We start from the raw sequence: 13,246 nt of genomic DNA on the forward strand, positions 1-13,246 counted from the left end.
TTCCGACGAACTCGGTCTGGAATGATGGGCCCGGCCTATATGGTCCCGGCATGAACTCCGCTTCTGCGAACATTTCGGGCCCGTGGCGAGAACAGCTGACCGGTGCCTTTGAGATCCTGCTCGGCCGTCCGCTGGCGAGTTTCGACGCCGACGCCATCTATGCGACGTTCTTCGGCGGCAACCTCATCGACGAGCTCGGCTTCGCGCGGGACACCGCCTGGGTGAACCCGGCCGCCCTCCGCGGCGCCGAGCCGGTCGTCTGGGACTGCCCGATCTTCGACCTGGACGAGCCGCTGCTGGAGTTCGACGCGAGCCGGTCGGTCTTCGAGTTCGACAAGGCCGGGCTACCGCCGGAGTTCGAGGCGGATCTCGCGGCGGCGTGCTTCGCGGGCCGGCTCGTCCTGGGCGGCGACCTGGCTCCCCTGCTGGCGCGGTACGACCTCGCCGCGTCCGATCTGCGCGACACCTGGACCGTCTGTTACCCGCGGCTGGTCTCGGACGGCACGCTCTTCGACGCGATGCGGGTCGCCACCGCGCTCGGCACGGGCCCCGAAAGCCTCCTTCCCCTCGAGGCGGAGGCGGCCGAGGAGTGGCAGGAGGCGCTGGCCGACCTCACGCCGCCCGAGTTGTTCGCCCATCTGAGTTTCTTCTGCACCGAAGGCGAGGAGGGGCTGATGTACCTGCGGACCGAGCGGTCGGGCGGCGACCTGCTCGCCGACGAGGGCTGCACGCTGATCGCCAACTGGGAGGAGGGCCAGAGCCAGGTCGAGTTCGCGGTCGTCCAGGTCGGCGAGCTCTTGGCAGGGCCGCACCCGTCCTGAAGAACACACGGCGAGCCGGGGAGCGGCAGACCCGTCAGGGCCGGACGGCAGACGGCGCTAGGCCGCCTGCCGTCGACGCCGCGGCGGGCGCGACCGGGCTTGGCCGGCCGAGGATGCCGGCCGAGCGCTTCGGTCGCCCTGTCGGCAGGTCGGTCAGTCCAGGACTGGAGAGCATTGACTCTGTCAGGTCGGCCTCCGGCGGCCCGTTTCCGCCGTATTCCGGTGGCACCCCCCGTACGGTCTCCCGCCGGGGCGACCGGCTTAACCGCAAAGCAAGTGAACCGCAAGCGGGGTCCCCTTTACTGGCCGATGTGCCCGTGCTTACAAAGCGTGATATATCGAGCTTTCGACATATGACTACCTCGGAGGTGTGATGTCCCGGCCAAGAGAAGCCATGCAGTACGCGAGGGCCGCGGCCCAGACGATAGGGCAGGGCGGCGACATGCGCCAGGTGGTCGGGCAGGCCGTCGGACAGTTCGCCGGGCAGGTGACCGGGCAGGCCGCCGGGAGTCCCGGGGCCGCCGGGAGCGAGGGCTTCGCGCTCAACCCCTCCGACTTCGCCGCCGCCCGTGACCAGGGCGCCTCCCCGGGCACGATCATCGAGGCCCGCAGCGCGCCGCTCAACGAGGCCGGCGAGATCGTCAACCGGAGCTTCAGCGGCAACGGCCAGCACGGCGAGCCCGTCCACGTCATCTCCCCCGTGGTCATCCCCAAGAGCGGCGCCGCCAAGGTGATCATCCCGCTGGTGGTGCTGGCCGGCCTCGGCCTGGTCGGGCTGGTCGCCACCGGCCTCCCGGACGGGGCGCGGGTGCTGTTCGGCCCGCACTACTGGGCCGTGCTGGTGCTGGCCACGGTGTTCCTGTGGTGGCGCAGGAGCGTGGTCATGGTGCCCGAGGGCTGCAAGGCCCTGATCACCAAGTTCGGCAAGCTCGTGCAGATCGCCGAGCCGGGCCGGGTGACGCTGTTCAACCCGTGGAAGCGGGTCAGCTACATCGTCAACACCACCCGCGAGTACCCCTTCAACGCGCCCATCCGCGAGGCTCCCACCCAGCAGGGCGTCAAGGCCAGCGTCGATCTGTTCCTGCAGTTCCGGATCGAGGACCCGGCCGAGTTCATCTTCGTACTCGGCTCGGTCAGCGGCTTCCAGGCCAAGCTGCAGAACGCCATCAGCGAGGTCACCCGCTCGCTGATCTACTCCCAGCGCGCCGAGGAGATCTACGACCTGGTCGGCGAGAGCACGATGGGCATGCTGGACAACCTCAACCAGCAGTTCCTGCCCGCCGTGCGGCTCACCGACGTCAACATCACGCACGCCGAGCCGTCCAGCCAGGAGTACCGGATGGACCTGGCCGCCCCCGAGATGATCAGGGTCGCCAAGGAGGCGTACACCTACGAGTACGAGCTCCAGCTCCGCAAGGAGCAGAACGAGGGCGACCTGATCAAGGAGCTGGCCGGCCTGCAGGAGCAGCTGTCGGCCATCCACGCCGAGATCGCCGGATACCAGGCCCGGATGGACACCGCGCTGGAGCGCGCCTCGCACCAGGCGAAGGCCCAGGCGGGCCAGCGGCTGGTGGAGGCGGAGTCCACCGCCAAGGCCAACGCGGCGCTGCTGGAGGCCCAGGCGCTGGACATCCGCGCGCTGAGCGCCGCCGAGGCGCCGGAGATCCTCGACTACCGGTTCCAGCAGGACCTGCTCGACAAGCTGGAGTCCGTCGCCTCGCACCTGCCGCGCCTGGTGCAGGTCGGCGAGGACGTCGATCTCGACCTGCTCGCGCTGGCCAGGCAGCTGGTCGGCAGCCGCGAGGCGCAGCTGTTCTCCGAGGCGGACATGGCCGCGATCAGGGCGCGGATGGCCGAGATCGGCGGCCGCGTCGAGGAGCGCGGGGCGGAGATCGCCGCCCTGCTCAACCCGCCCGCCGACGTCGCCGCTCCCGTACGAGATGAGGACTGACGTGCACCGGAACGGACCACGAGGCGAACGAGGAGCGGTGAGGACCCAGTGAGCAACGGAGAATTCTCCAAGATCAAGGAATCCCTGGCCTCCTGGTCGGAGATCCGCCAGCTGCTGCGCGGCGGCGAGTCGGGCCAGCTGGTCCCGGTGGTGATCCCCAAGGACCGGCGCGGCTTCGCCTGGGTGACGCTGCTGTTCTTCGCCCTCTACCTGGCGGGTACGGCCGCGCTCGCCGACGGGGTGTTCTCCCTGCTGGCCGCGGTCGGCGCGGTGTTCTTCCTGGTGGTGGCGCTGATCTGGCTCTGGCGCCGGGCGATCATCGAGATCGAGGAGGGCACCACCGGCGTGCGCAGCCGGTGGGGCGCGATCGTCGGCACGCTGCCTCCCGGCCGTCACTACCTGTGGCTGCCGTGGGACCGGGTGGACGCGGTGGTGGACACCTCCACCGAGATCCCCTACTCCGCACCGATCGTGGCCTGCCCGACCGCGGAGAACGTCCCGCTCAAGTCGATCGAGTTCTTCCTGAAGTTCCGCATCGTCGACCCGGTGGCCTTCGTCCGTACGATCGGCGCCGGCAACTTCGACCTGGTGCTCAGCAGCGCCGTACAGGACGCCATCCGCCAGCGCAGCCGCCTGGTGCGGACCGAGCGCGCCTACGACCTGCGCGGCTCCGACGTCGGCGACATGCAGGAACTCCTCACCCGCCAGCTCGGCCGGTACGGCGTGCGGATCACCGGCGCCAACATCCCCGACGTGCAGCTGCCCGACCAATACCAGCAGCACCTGGCCACCCGGGAGAAGGTCGCCAAGGAGCTGTCGGCCTTCGAGCGCGAGTGGGAGCTCACCCGCAAGCGCAGGATCGACACCCTGCTGATGGAGATCGAACGCTCCAAGAAGACGCGGGACGCGCGTATCGTCGAGGTACGAGCCGCCGCCAACACAGCGCGTAAGGACGTCGCCCGCATGCTGGAGGAGCACGAGACCGAGGCGCAGCGGGTGCGCTGGGAGATCGAGGCCAAGGGCCGGGCCGAGCTCACCTCCGCCGAGAACGAGGCGAAGGGGCTGCGCAGGCTGGCCGACTCCTATCGCGACAACCGCGCCGTGCTCCAGTACGAGCTGGCCCGCCGCAGGCTCGACGTGGGCGCCAAACTCGCGGAGAACGCACCTCGTCCCGTCGTCGTCCGCACCACCGGCGCCTCCGGCGACACCTCCGCGCTGTCCACCCTGCTTCTGGCCCAGCTCCTGCCCCAGTTGGGCGGCGGCAACGGCCAGGTCGCCCCGCCGAACCAAATCCCCTGAGAAAACCTGGAGTCAAGATGGTGTTCCGTAAGCTGATGGCCGCGTTCGGGGCGGGTGTCGAGGTCGACACGGTCCTGCAGAACTCGCACGTGCGGCCCGGCGAGGTCCTGCGCGGGCAGGTCAACTTCCGCGGCGGCGGCTCCGACTACAAGGTCGAGGGCATCTTCATCGACTTCACCGCCGTGGTCGAGGTCGAGAGCGGTGACAACGAGTACAAGTCGACCTACAGCTTCCTGCGCCAGCAGATCACCGGACCGTTCCACCTGGCCGCGGGCGCCCCGCAGTCCGCCCCCTTCCAGATCCAGGTCCCCTGGGAGACCCCGATCAGCGCCATCGGCGGCCACCCGCTGCGCGGCATGCAGCTCGGCGTCTCCACCGAGCTGGCCCTGGCCGGCGCGCTCGACAAGGGCGACCTCGACCCGCTGTTCGTCAACCCGCTGCCCGCCCAGGACCACCTGCTCGGCGCGCTGGACCGGATGGGCTTCCGCTTCAAGAAGGCCGACCTGGAGCGGGGCACCCTGCACGGCTCACGGATGCCGTTCTTCCAGGAGATCGAGTACTACGCGGGCGGCGAGTACCACCGCCACTTCAACGAGCTGGAGCTGACCTTCATCGCCGGTCCCCAGGCGATGGACGTCGTCCTGGAGGCCGACAAGCGCGGCGGCTTCCTGTCCTCCAGCCACGACACCTACAGCCGCTTCACCGTCCACTACAACGACCACCCGGGCCAGGTCGAGCAGTCGCTGCGCGCCGGCCTCCAGGCCATGGCCCAGAAGCGCGGCTGGTTCTGACCTTTCTCGCGTCACGGCCCCGGCCCGGCCACCACCACCCGGTGGCCGGGCCGAGGCCTGTCCGGCCGGCGGGAGACGGGAACCACCTCACACCACGACTCGTACGTCGGCCTGGCAGCCCGCTTTCGATCCTCTGGGACAGGCAAGCCGCATCCAGCGGCGCGAGCGGCACCGCGGGGGCCGTTCGCGGTATGCCCTATCGCGGTCGCATCAGGTCGAGGTCCTCACCCCATGCGTCCAGCACCGCGCCGTGCCCGGCGCGGCGGGCCGCCGCCTCGACCTGGGCGAAGAGGCGCCGCTGCAGGGGCACGTCGCCCGTTCCCAAGATGTGGTCCGCGGCGTCCAGCAGCATTCCGGTGTCCCAGCCGGGTAGCGGGTATCGGGCGAGTTCCCATTCCAGATACCTGTTGTAGGGACATGGGCGACGGTCGAGCGCGAAGAGCAGCTCCAGCAAGAATCGGATGCTGTCGGCGGCATCGAGACGGGCGGCGAGTGCGTGTCCGTCACGGTCGTTCTTGACGGAGCGGTAGAGGGAGTTGGCATAGGCGTCGAGCCATTCACCGGAGCCCCGGAACGCCTCATCGGCATCGAGCCGCGCCTTGGCGGCCAGGATCCGGGCGATGCCTCCGTCGAGCCGGTCGAGCACGACCCGGGCGCGGGCGAGGGCGTAGCGCTCGAAGCCTGGCATTCCGGCCGCGCGGAACTCGGCGAGGGAAATGATGACGAGGTCGAGCTTGGGAGTGCGGTGGCCGGTGAACCGGGTGAGGTCCGTTGTCGCGCTGTCGGCGAGGACCACGTACAGGTCGTGGTCGGAGTGGTCGGTGGTCATGTCGTCGTGGGCGTGGGAGCCCTTGAGGACGAGGCCGACGACGGCGGGGTCGGCGGCGGCGAGTTCGACGAACGCGTGGTAGGTGAGGGGCCGCTGAGCGGGCATCGTGTGATCTCCGGTGGGATGGTGGCGGGTATGCCTGCCGGGGCGGCCCCGTCTGCCGGGGTCGCCCACGCCGTCCGCGGCGGCACCTGGCCGCCGCCCGGAAGATCAACGCACGTGTGCACCCTATCGCCGGACCGTCCGAGAGATACCGAAACCAGGGCGATCTCAAGCACGGCCCCGGTTTTCGCAGGACGGCGTGAAGACGCGCGGCGGAGAACTCAGAACGCGAAATCCTTCGTCATCCACCTGCGGAATCGCTGTTCCGAAGGCGAACAGGGGCTCGGCACGGGTCAGCGGGGCGAGACGTTCGGCAGGCCCGACAGGATCAGTCGCCCCTCACCGCCGGGTTCCAGGTGCCGGGCGAGTCTGTCGTAGGGTTTCTGCCAGAGTTCGGCCGGCGGCCGGGGTAGGGGCGAGGGGCGGCTGATGGGCACGGGTGACGGCGACGCGGTGGTGGACGCCGCGCGGGCGGGCGACGAGCCCGCGTTCGCGGCGCTCGTCGAGCGTCACCGGGGTGAGCTGCGGGTGCACTGCTACCGGATGCTGGGCTCGTTCGACGAGGCGGAGGACCTGGTGCAGGAGACGTTCCTGCGCGCGTGGAAGAGCCTCGGCGGTTTCGAGGGGCGCTCCACGTTCCGGGCCTGGCTGTACCGGATCGCGACGAACGCGTGCCTCGACGTCCTCGACGGCCGGGCGCACCGGGTACTCCCCCAGTACCTGTCCGGGCCGTCGGATCCGAGCGTCTCGCTGCCGCCCCGTACCGACATCGCGTGGATGCAGCCGTTCCCTGACCGGCTGTGGGAGCCGGTCGCGCCGAGCGATACCGAGCCGGATTCTGTGGCTGTCACCAGGGAGACGATCGAGCTGGCGTTCCTGGCCGCGATCCAGCACCTGCCGCCCCGGCAGCGGGCAGTGCTGATCCTGCGCGACGTGCTCGGCTGGCCCGCCAAGCAGACCGCGACGCTGCTGGAGGGCAGCGTGGCCTCGGTGAACAGCGCGTTGCAGCGAGCCAGGACGACGCTGAAGGAGCACCTGCCGGAACACCGCCTGGACTGGGCGCCGTCGGCCGAGCCCACCGAGCGGGAACGGGCGGTGCTGCGGCGCTACATGGACGCGATGGAACGCGCCGACCTCGCCGCGGTCGCCGACCTGCTGGCCGAGGACGTACGGACGGCGATGCCGCCGTGGCCCATGTGGTTCCGGGGGCGCGACGCGGTCATGACGGCGCTGGCGGCGAGCTGGGACACCGGCTCACCCGACTACGTGGGCCGGTTCCGGATGGTGCCCACCCGGGCCAACCGGCAGCCGGCCCTGGCGACCTACGTACGGCGCCCCGGCGAGCCCGCCTACAGCGCCTTCGGGATCTCCGTGATGCGGATCGAGGACGACCGGATCGTGGAGGCCACCGCCTTCCACGACCCCGGCCTGTTCCCGGCGTTCGCCCTGCCCACGACGCTGTTTCCCGAACACCGATGAGTTTTCGCGCGATCCGCCGTCTCAGCACGGGTCAACCACACAGGTACGTCAACATCCTCGGCGCCAACACCGCCCGGCAGTGCCTTGTGTTCGTCGTGCCCGTCATGCTGGGCGACGGCGTCCGGCTGTTCGACCACCCGGGCGGGACCGACGTCAAGCTCGAACGCGTCGAGCTGACCGAGGTGCCGCACGCGACGAGCATCCGGTTCCGCGTCGTCGGCTGAGCCGTTCCCGGTGGTGGCGGCGGGACGCCCGGCCACCACCGGGAACCTCACAGGTCCAGCTGGTACTGGAAGGTTTTGTGGGTGGGCCGGTAGCCGAGCGAGTCGTTGACGACCCGCATGTGGATGTCGCTGTCGGCGACACCCAGCGGGGAGAAAACCTACTCCAGGCGACACCGGGCGTCGAGCATGAGAGCGCGGCGCTCGGGGTCGTCGAGCCAGTCGTCGACTTAAATCGCCGGGCGAGCGACAACGTGCCGCACGGGATCGGGCGATCGGGCTGAGGGCGGTGATTCGCCCGCTTGATTTCAGAATCGATTCTCGCGCTTCCTCTCGGCCGCCAGGCGGCGCGCCATTTCACCGAGGGTCGCCGCGCATATCACGTTGGACAGGTCATTCCTGCCGAGAAACTCCTCGGACAGGCTGTGCCGACGTACGGCGTAATAACCGCCTCCGGCCGCCTCGGAGACGAGCCAGTGCCTGCCGTAGCGGACGATCAGCACGGCGATCGTCCCCGGGCCTTTCTCCTCGTCCGATGCGCCGCTCATCTCCGTGCTATCCGGAACCAGACGACGCGGCCCGCCGCACCCTCGTGCCAGCCCCAGGACAGGGCCACCTCACTGACCAGCCAGAGCCCACGGCCGCCCTCGGCGTCCTGGTCCGGCTCGGCCGGGATCTCGGGCGCGCAGGTGGCGGAGCCCTTGTCGGCCACCGCTATCTGGACGGTCTCGCCGCAGTTCGCGACCACGATCGTCACCAGCCCGCCGGCGCGTCCCGACTCCGAGTGTCTTACCGCGTTCGACACCAGCTCGCTGACCAGAAGCTCGGCGTCGTACGTATCCCGCCGGCCCGAGTTCTCCAGCACGCCCCTGACGTATCGCCGGGCCGTGCCGACCGACTCGGCCACTCCGGGCAGTTCGACACTGCCCAGCAGACCGAGCGCGGGAACCGCTTCAGCGCCCATTGGATCACCGCTATTCCTGCGAGGTCACAGACGTCATGAATTCGCCTGTCACAATGTCTCCGTTAACCGGGCGAATTGTCCATTTAGTTCCTTGACATCGTCCGGATAAAGGCTTGGCACCATAGAGTGCACAGAGTTAGGCTGCCATTACAGAAAGAATCGACCGACAAATGAACGACGACCCCCTACATATGGTGTAGCCATTTGTCATTTATTTGACGGCCGACGTCGTCAAAACGTTGGAGAGATGACATGGGAAACGACCTCGACCCGCGACTGACACCGGCCCAGCGCTTCGGCCGCGAGCTGGCACGGGCCCGCAGGGAGGCGGGTCTGTCACAGACCCGGCTCGGCACTCACCTGGGCGTCTCGTCGTCGCTCATCGGCCACATCGAGATCGGCAACCGGAACCCCAGCCTTGACCTGGCGGCCCGCTGCGACAAGTTCTTCAAGACGGACGACCACTTCACCCACCTCTGCCGGAACATCACCGCCCCCACCGGGCCGCGCTGGTTCCTCAGATGGTCCGAAGAGATCGAACCCCGCGCCCGCGTGCTGCGCTGCTGGGACCCGCTCCTGGTCCCCGGCCTGCTCCAGACGGAGAACTACGCGCGGGCCGTTGTCCGTGGCGGCCTGGCGGCCTCGGAACAGGAGGTCGAAAACCAGGTCAGCGCTCGCATCCGACGACAGCTGATCTTCAAAAGGGAGACCCCGACCATCCTGTGGGCGCTTCTCGACGAGTGGGTGCTTCGCCGCCCTATGGGAGGTCCGGAGGTCATGTACGAGCAACTCGACCATCTCGCCGCCGCCGCCGACTGGCAGAACGTGAAGGTGCAGATCGTTCCCCACGACACCTGCTGCACGACAGGGCTGCTGTCCGGATTCGTTCTCGCCGAACTCTCGGATGCGCCGACCGCCGTCTCCGTAGAGTCAGCCGGGGAAGGCGAAGTTTCAGCGGAGCACAGTCTGGTAAGTGTCGTCTGGGATAGATATGACAGGATCCGAACAGAGGCACTTCGTCCCAGCCAGTCGCTAGAGATGATCAAAGAAGCGAGGGACCAATGGAAGCAACAGATCTGACCGGCCTCGACCTCTCCAAGGCCGCCTGGAAGAAGAGCTCCCTCAGCGGCGAGAGCGGTGGAAACTGCGTCGAAGTCGCCGGCAACCTCCCCGGAGCCATCGCCGTCCGCGACAGCAAGAACCCCACCGGCCCAGCCCTCACCTTCACCCCGACCGAATGGCGTACCTTCCTCAATGCCGTAAAGTCCGGTCACTTCGACTGACCGGCAAGACCGCTCTTTGCGGCTGGATCTCGAATACCTGCTCGGAGATCCGCTCTCGCCTCAAAACCATACGCACCCGACCGCCCCAACGGTCGGGTGCCGTTTTGAGGCGGGGCACGGCTCCCCGGTGACGGTGTTCAGTTCCCGGAAGGCAAACGGAGCTCGCCAACCCACAGGCTTGGCAGGTGAGATCCTGACCTGCCATAGCTGATCAAGGAAAGTTCTGCCGGAATCACCTGTCGATGAACACGTCGGCCATGCGCATCCATCGCACCCGCGAATCCTTGAGAACTTTCTGGAGGTCATCCGGACTTGCCGTAACGACGAGACCATGAATCAGGCCGTCATCAGCGCGTTTACGCAGCTCGTACAGATCCAGTCCGAATGCTCGAAGCGCGGCATTATCGTCTTCTTCGAGTCCGGCGACCCACTGTCGGAACTCTCCCAAACGCGAGTCACTGGCCGAACCGCAGTCGAACCCCATCGCGCCACAGGCGCCGCCGGCCCAAGTGATCGGGCTTCTGGCTGCTCCCCCAGCAGATCCGAGAATGACCGCGTCGATCCTGTCAGTCCAGATCGTCTTGACGGTCTTCTCGTCCACCGGAGCGGCAAGGTCGATGACCACTGTGGCCAGCAAGGACGGCCCGAGGCTTCGCAACAGGTTTCGGGTCCCGTCCTTGGCGCCCCCACCTTGGCCACCGATCTCGCCTATCTGCTGGACCATCAGTGTTCTGTCCAGTTGAGGTTCCTCTACGGACATCGACGATCCCAGCTTGATCGTGACCGGGAAACCATTCCGTTGCGGCGTGGATTTGAGATACGGCGAGCGAGCGCTGAGCACCATGGAAAACGTCCCGCCTGCCGGACGGATATCAAAGTCGTTGTCGTCCATCCCAAAGAAATCCACATGGTATCCCGGGTGTGTCACAGCGAACGCGGGCACCAGAACACGGCGAGCACGGTCCACCTCAGAATATCGCCCCCACGGACCTATTTCAGCTCTCAGAACATCAAAGACAGCGATCCCGATCACCGAAAGGATCAGAAGCGTGACGCCGATTATCACATTGAGCCGTAAATTAGTCATGCTCTGGCCAGCTTCCGCGAACCGAACCAATGATGTTCCGGGTGGTGGGTGTGTCTCCAACCTCTAAGGTTCGTCTGGCTAGACCACACAGCCCTCGACAACTCCCAACGTGTTCCGCGACGATGATCTATCGAATGAATTTCGGCCACTCCCGGTCAAGAGTCCACTTTGGGCAGCGGCGCTGCGAACGAGCGTTTATAGACGTACCTGAACACGAAGAAAGCCTGCAGAACTCCCAGAACAAGCAACGGAATTCCTCCCGGCCGACGAGGAGCCCACTGATCGAAAATAACGACCACTCCTGAGACGATCACCAGGAATGTCGTCAGTGTGGCGAGCAGTCGCCCCCAGCGCTCGCTGCGCACCGAATGCCTTCCCCGACGCAGAAGCCACCACAGCAGCAGAGCCTGAAGTAACCCCGGCCAGAGCAACGACACCCACTCCGCGGCACCACTGGTGAGAACCTGAGGGGTCAGGCTCTCCATCGCAAGACCTGTGGCAGCTTCGGCGATAAAGAAAGGGAGTGCCATAAACCCCATCAAGAGATAACCGTAAAGGTGGTCGCCCAGAACCCCCTCCGAGGTCAACGTAGCCAAGGAGACCACGGACAAGGCATAGGTCCCTGCGATTTCCTCAGGAACCCAACGCAGCCAGAACGGAGACTTTGGCTCTCCCCGATGAGAGGATGCGTCTTTCACGTTCCCTCCACACACCGCAGGTACTTAATTTTCGATCCTGATTATGACCGATACGAGGTGATCATGGAAGCAACAGCCCTAGCCGGCCTTGACCTTTTCAAGGCCGCCTGGAAGAAGAGTTCCCTCAGCGGCGACAGCGGTGGAAACTGCGTCGAAGTCGCCGGCAACCTCCCCGGAGCCATCGCCGTCCGCGACAGCAAGAACCCCACCGGCCCAGCCCTCACCTTCACCCCGACCGAATGGCGTACCTTCCTCAGTGCCGTTAAGTCGGGCCACTTCGACTGACCTGCAGGACCACTCCAGGCTTTCGACTTCGTCTTTCTCCGAGGATCAGACGCACCCGATCGTTCCAGCGGTCGGGTGTCGGTCTTTGAGCCTCCCGTAGGCCCTCCACTCGGGCCCGTGTCATCAGCAGTGCGTAACGCGCGCTCCTGCCGCTTGTAGTAACGTCGAAATCAGTTTCTCTGAGCGGCAACGTCGCTTTCGGTCCCGATATATCGTGCGCGAAGTCGGAGGTGGTCACGATGCATCCGGTCTTATGACAGCCCCAACCCGGGGCGTCATGGAGCCGAAAGGTGACCGTATGAGCAAGACCGACAAGACCCGGCCCTGGTGGGTGCGGATGGCCGACGCGCCGATGGCGACCTGCCTGCCCGTACATGATCATCGGTTCGGGCCGTGCACGCTGCCGGACGAGATCACCGCCAACAACGCGTCCCTGAGCCAGCGCACGAGCGGCTGTTACTGGAGCGCCACCGCCTACGCCTACCACCTGTTCAGCTATGGCGACGGGGGCCGAGAGTGGTACTACTTCCGGCGCGAAGAGCGCCGCCGCAGCCGTCATCAGGTACGCCGCGAACTGCGCGCCTATCACGGCGAAGACTGAAAGAAGGCGGAAGGCCGGATATCAGCGGGCACTGCCCCTTTCCCTCTGATTTGAGGGGTTCGAGCTGATCGGGCTCGGCCTGGTGCCGGTGCAGGACTGGCACATCGGGGCGGACGCGCCGCAGATCCCCCTGCTGGACGGCACCCCGCAGCTGCGCGTGGACGGCGAGGTCGGCCGGCTCAGAGCTTGATGCCCTTGATAATCTTCGCCAGCTCGGGTACGAGGGGCCGGCTGGCCATCACGGTGACGACGACGCCCTCGCGCTCGACCCAGCCCGCATACCGGCCGTGGCCCAGCGCGCCGTCACCCACCTGGGTGAGTACCTGACGGCCGCCGATCTTCACGGTCTTCGTGTCACCGGAGAACGTCCCGATGTCGAACGGCGCGTTCTTGAGCTGCGCCGGCTCGCTCGCCTTCGGCCAGCACACCACCCTGACCCACAGCGACCGCTGCCGGGGATCCGTGTCGGAACGGTCGTCACTCCACTGGTAGCCGTACTCGGTGATGCCATCGTGCTTGTTGACGACGACCTGGCCGTACGTGAAGCCCTTCGGGATGCGGTTGACGCGGACCCCCTTGATGGCGGTGACGCCCCTGGGCGGCTTGTCGGTCTTGGTGCCGGACGACCGCTTCGCCTCCGCCTTGGTCGGGACCGGGCAGGCGGGGCGCTCCGCGGCCTGGGCGGGGAGCGCTATCAGAGCCGCGGCGACGGGCAGTACGGACAGGAGGGCAAGCTTCTGAATCTTGTTCATGCCGGCTTTGACCCGGCAGGTGTGAGGAAGGTTCGGCTCTGTCGCTGATCTTGTGAAGTGGTCTCCAGCTCCGCAGCAGGCTC

16 protein-coding genes are annotated in these 13,246 nt (G+C 67.1%); 10 read left to right on the forward strand and 6 right to left on the reverse strand.

Going from position 1 to position 13,246, the window contains the following annotated elements; all coding sequences use genetic code 11:
• Window positions 1-50 precede the first annotated feature (50 nt).
• The 4 genes from ABT061_RS26355 to ABT061_RS26370 all read left to right on the forward strand — a co-directional run bounded on the left by ABT061_RS26355 (window position 51) and on the right by ABT061_RS26370 (window position 4,862).
• Window positions 51-821 carry a hypothetical protein gene (locus ABT061_RS26355; RefSeq protein WP_350922673.1) on the forward strand — a complete coding sequence of 257 codons (771 nt, stop codon included), beginning with the start codon at window positions 51-53 and terminating at the stop codon, window positions 819-821.
• Window positions 822-1,215: 394 nt separating this feature from the next.
• A complete protein-coding gene (locus ABT061_RS26360; RefSeq protein WP_350922676.1) occupies window positions 1,216-2,772 on the forward strand; it encodes an SPFH domain-containing protein in 1,557 nt (518 codons plus the stop codon).
• 48 nt (window positions 2,773-2,820) lie between these two features.
• Complete coding sequence (locus ABT061_RS26365) at window positions 2,821-4,071, forward strand: SPFH domain-containing protein (protein WP_350922678.1); 1,251 nt, start codon at window positions 2,821-2,823, stop codon at window positions 4,069-4,071.
• 17 nt (window positions 4,072-4,088) lie between these two features.
• Window positions 4,089-4,862 (forward strand): sporulation protein, encoded by a 774-nt coding sequence (locus ABT061_RS26370; RefSeq protein ID WP_350922681.1) that lies wholly within the window; start codon window positions 4,089-4,091, stop codon window positions 4,860-4,862.
• A gap of 196 nt (window positions 4,863-5,058) precedes the next feature.
• Here the strand turns inward: ABT061_RS26370 and ABT061_RS26375 are convergent, their stop codons facing one another.
• Window positions 5,059-5,796, reverse strand: a complete 738-nt coding sequence (locus ABT061_RS26375; protein WP_350922683.1) for a hypothetical protein — start codon at window positions 5,794-5,796, stop codon at window positions 5,059-5,061.
• A 426-nt stretch (window positions 5,797-6,222) separates the two neighbouring features.
• Here ABT061_RS26375 and ABT061_RS26380 point away from each other — a divergent pair, with 426 nt between their 5' ends.
• Window positions 6,223-7,272: a sigma-70 family RNA polymerase sigma factor gene (locus ABT061_RS26380; RefSeq protein WP_350922685.1), complete on the forward strand. Its 1,050-nt coding sequence runs from the start codon at window positions 6,223-6,225 to the stop codon at window positions 7,270-7,272.
• Window positions 7,269-7,496, forward strand: coding sequence for a dihydrofolate reductase family protein (locus ABT061_RS26385; RefSeq protein ID WP_350922688.1), 228 nt, complete (start codon window positions 7,269-7,271; stop codon window positions 7,494-7,496). The genes ABT061_RS26380 and ABT061_RS26385 overlap by 4 nt, the downstream gene beginning before the upstream one ends.
• Window positions 7,497-7,801: 305 nt before the next feature.
• On the opposite strand, the gene ABT061_RS26390 is transcribed toward ABT061_RS26385, so the two are convergent.
• Window positions 7,802-8,041: a hypothetical protein gene (locus tag ABT061_RS26390; RefSeq protein ID WP_350922690.1), complete on the reverse strand. Its 240-nt coding sequence runs from the start codon at window positions 8,039-8,041 to the stop codon at window positions 7,802-7,804.
• Window positions 8,038-8,457, reverse strand: a complete 420-nt coding sequence (locus tag ABT061_RS26395; protein WP_350922692.1) for an ATP-binding protein — start codon at window positions 8,455-8,457, stop codon at window positions 8,038-8,040. Before ABT061_RS26395 ends, ABT061_RS26390 begins: the two co-directional genes overlap by 4 nt.
• Before the next feature lie 252 nt (window positions 8,458-8,709).
• On the opposite strand from ABT061_RS26395, the gene ABT061_RS26400 reads away from it, so the two are divergent.
• Both ABT061_RS26400 and ABT061_RS26405 read left to right on the forward strand, forming a co-directional pair.
• Entirely contained in the window at window positions 8,710-9,537 is an 828-nt protein-coding gene (locus tag ABT061_RS26400; protein ID WP_350922695.1) for a helix-turn-helix domain-containing protein, read from the forward strand.
• Complete coding sequence (locus tag ABT061_RS26405) at window positions 9,519-9,740, forward strand: DUF397 domain-containing protein (RefSeq protein WP_350922697.1); 222 nt, start codon at window positions 9,519-9,521, stop codon at window positions 9,738-9,740. Before ABT061_RS26400 ends, ABT061_RS26405 begins: the two co-directional genes overlap by 19 nt.
• Window positions 9,741-9,972: 232 nt before the next feature.
• On the opposite strand, the gene ABT061_RS26410 is transcribed toward ABT061_RS26405, so the two are convergent.
• Together ABT061_RS26410 and ABT061_RS26415 are read right to left on the reverse strand one after the other, a co-directional pair.
• Complete coding sequence (locus tag ABT061_RS26410) at window positions 9,973-10,632, reverse strand: hypothetical protein (protein ID WP_350922699.1); 660 nt, start codon at window positions 10,630-10,632, stop codon at window positions 9,973-9,975.
• A gap of 350 nt (window positions 10,633-10,982) precedes the next feature.
• Entirely contained in the window at window positions 10,983-11,525 is a 543-nt protein-coding gene (locus ABT061_RS26415; protein ID WP_350922702.1) for a hypothetical protein, read from the reverse strand.
• Window positions 11,526-11,588: 63 nt separating this feature from the next.
• Here ABT061_RS26415 and ABT061_RS26420 point away from each other — a divergent pair, with 63 nt between their 5' ends.
• Both ABT061_RS26420 and ABT061_RS26425 read left to right on the forward strand, forming a co-directional pair.
• Window positions 11,589-11,810, forward strand: coding sequence for a DUF397 domain-containing protein (locus ABT061_RS26420; protein WP_350922704.1), 222 nt, complete (start codon window positions 11,589-11,591; stop codon window positions 11,808-11,810).
• A 298-nt stretch (window positions 11,811-12,108) separates the two neighbouring features.
• Complete coding sequence (locus tag ABT061_RS26425) at window positions 12,109-12,411, forward strand: hypothetical protein (protein WP_350922706.1); 303 nt, start codon at window positions 12,109-12,111, stop codon at window positions 12,409-12,411.
• A 179-nt stretch (window positions 12,412-12,590) separates the two neighbouring features.
• On the opposite strand, the gene ABT061_RS26430 is transcribed toward ABT061_RS26425, so the two are convergent.
• Window positions 12,591-13,163, reverse strand: a complete 573-nt coding sequence (locus ABT061_RS26430; RefSeq protein WP_350922709.1) for a hypothetical protein — start codon at window positions 13,161-13,163, stop codon at window positions 12,591-12,593.
• Window positions 13,164-13,246: the final 83 nt, after the last annotated feature.

Source organism: Streptosporangium sp. NPDC002544 (genome assembly GCF_040295965.1).
GTDB lineage: Bacteria > Actinomycetota > Actinomycetes > Streptosporangiales > Streptosporangiaceae > Streptosporangium.

What these genes read in the sequence shown, in the direction of transcription:
- ABT061_RS26355 (WP_350922673.1), top strand. Translation starts at nt 51, where the DNA reads ATGAACTCCGCTTCTGCGAACATTTCGGGCCCGTGGCGAGAACAGCTG.
- ABT061_RS26360 (WP_350922676.1), top strand. Translation starts at nt 1,216, where the DNA reads ATGCAGTACGCGAGGGCCGCGGCCCAGACGATAGGGCAGGGCGGCGAC.
- ABT061_RS26370 (WP_350922681.1), top strand. Translation starts at nt 4,089, where the DNA reads ATGGTGTTCCGTAAGCTGATGGCCGCGTTCGGGGCGGGTGTCGAGGTC.
- ABT061_RS26375 (WP_350922683.1), bottom strand. Translation starts at nt 5,796, where the DNA reads ATGCCCGCTCAGCGGCCCCTCACCTACCACGCGTTCGTCGAACTCGCC.
- ABT061_RS26380 (WP_350922685.1), top strand. Translation starts at nt 6,223, where the DNA reads ATGGGCACGGGTGACGGCGACGCGGTGGTGGACGCCGCGCGGGCGGGC.
- ABT061_RS26385 (WP_350922688.1), top strand. Translation starts at nt 7,269, where the DNA reads ATGAGTTTTCGCGCGATCCGCCGTCTCAGCACGGGTCAACCACACAGG.
- ABT061_RS26390 (WP_350922690.1), bottom strand. Translation starts at nt 8,041, where the DNA reads ATGAGCGGCGCATCGGACGAGGAGAAAGGCCCGGGGACGATCGCCGTG.
- ABT061_RS26395 (WP_350922692.1), bottom strand. Translation starts at nt 8,457, where the DNA reads ATGGGCGCTGAAGCGGTTCCCGCGCTCGGTCTGCTGGGCAGTGTCGAA.
- ABT061_RS26400 (WP_350922695.1), top strand. Translation starts at nt 8,710, where the DNA reads ATGGGAAACGACCTCGACCCGCGACTGACACCGGCCCAGCGCTTCGGC.
- ABT061_RS26405 (WP_350922697.1), top strand. Translation starts at nt 9,519, where the DNA reads ATGGAAGCAACAGATCTGACCGGCCTCGACCTCTCCAAGGCCGCCTGG.
- ABT061_RS26410 (WP_350922699.1), bottom strand. Translation starts at nt 10,632, where the DNA reads ATGGACGACAACGACTTTGATATCCGTCCGGCAGGCGGGACGTTTTCC.
- ABT061_RS26420 (WP_350922704.1), top strand. Translation starts at nt 11,589, where the DNA reads ATGGAAGCAACAGCCCTAGCCGGCCTTGACCTTTTCAAGGCCGCCTGG.
- ABT061_RS26425 (WP_350922706.1), top strand. Translation starts at nt 12,109, where the DNA reads ATGAGCAAGACCGACAAGACCCGGCCCTGGTGGGTGCGGATGGCCGAC.
- ABT061_RS26430 (WP_350922709.1), bottom strand. Translation starts at nt 13,163, where the DNA reads ATGAACAAGATTCAGAAGCTTGCCCTCCTGTCCGTACTGCCCGTCGCC.